This is a genomic window from Candidatus Magnetaquicoccus inordinatus, from assembly GCF_004217665.1.
GTDB classification, from domain to species: Bacteria; Pseudomonadota; Magnetococcia; order Magnetococcales; family Magnetaquicoccaceae; genus Magnetaquicoccus; species Magnetaquicoccus inordinatus.
Window position 1 is genome coordinate 1 of sequence record NZ_RXIU01000454.1, and the last position, 1356, is coordinate 1356.

Genomic DNA, 1356 nt, shown 5'->3' on the forward strand with positions numbered 1-1356 from the left:
GACCAACTCACCCTGGGAGTTGATGGCAAAGGAGCCATCCCGTGTATAACGGCGCCCTTGCGGGGTATTCAAAACAAAAAAACCTTCACCTTCAATAGCCACATCCAATGGATTGCCGGTGCTGTTCAAGGCTCCCTGGCTGACATTGACATGGGTACCATCGGCGCGGGGATAGGTCATGCTGTAGGCATTGGTGGCCGGACTGCTGAAAGGAAAGGGAATATATTTGGGACCGGTCAAGCCCATGAAGGAGTCACCAGGCAAAGGAAACTGTGCTGCTCCTGGCTTGGTCATGTAGGAGTCGAAGGTGATCTCATCCTCTTTGAAGCCGGCAGTGGTGCTGTTGGCCAGATTGTTGGCCAAAACATCCATACGCAAACTTGCCCGCATCGCGCCATTGACTGCTGCATATAATCCGCTATCCATCCCACCATCTCCTGCTGAAGGTCCAAACTCTCCCATCGGGTAGCAACCGGCATGCCACAGCCCGCCATGCCCTGCCCCAAACGGCGGAAAACCGCCACAATCAAGGGGAGAAAACACATGGTTAACTTATTGTTTTATATCTGAATTATCTAACAAAACAGACCCTCGCAAACCCTCATACAAAAACGATAAAAACCTCTTTTGCCACAGTCAACCCCCTGTTCAGCAGAGCAAAGAGACAGAGAGGAACTTTGTACCGGTAGAAAAGAGAAGCGAGTATCGGCAATTTTTTCCCCATTGAAGCGGAGGAACCGCTCGTGCCACAATGCCGGCCTTCGTAAAGTGTGCAGCGAGGCAAGAGAATGGCAAAAATGGAAGAGACAGAGGGGGTCGGAACAGCCATGCAGGCTTTGGTGGCACTGATGGCCCGTCTGCGTGGCGCCCAAGGCTGCCCGTGGGACAAGGAGCAGAGTTGGCGCTCTCTGGTCCCCTATACCATCGAGGAGGCTTATGAGGTCGCCGAAGCGGTAGAGACCGGACAGGTATCTGCTCTGCGTGATGAGCTGGGAGATCTCTTGTTCCATGTGGTCTTTTACAGCCGCATTGCCGAAGAACAGGGTGATTTTTCACTGCAGGAGGTGATCGAATGGGTAGTGGAAAAGATGACCCGGCGCCATCCTCATGTCTTTGCCAGCCCGGAGGGAGACTCTTTGCTGGCCACAGAGGTGCCTGGACGCTGGGAGGAGATAAAACGCCAGGAGAAGAGCCGTCTGCGTCAGCAGCAGGGAGAGTCTGGTCCAGCCTCGCTGTTTGACGATGTGCACAGCCGCCTGCCCGCTTTACTATGGGCAGCCAAGGTGCAACGCAAAATGGGGCAGATCGGTTTTGATTGGCCCGATGTACACGGTGTACTGCGCAAAGTACATGAAG

The 1356-nt window shown here is 54.0% G+C and carries 2 protein-coding genes; one reads left to right on the forward strand and one right to left on the reverse strand.

The genetic code is table 11. From position 1 onward, the window contains the following. A partial coding sequence (locus EJP87_RS16475) for a flagellar hook-basal body complex protein (protein WP_193771484.1) occupies positions 1 to 426 on the reverse strand: 426 nt, incomplete at its 3' end. A gap of 371 nt (positions 427 to 797) precedes the next feature. On the opposite strand from EJP87_RS16475, the gene mazG reads away from it, so the two are divergent. After that, positions 798 to 1356, forward strand: a 559-nt coding sequence (gene mazG / locus EJP87_RS16480) for a nucleoside triphosphate pyrophosphohydrolase (RefSeq protein ID WP_227657727.1), incomplete at its 3' end; no start/stop codon positions are given.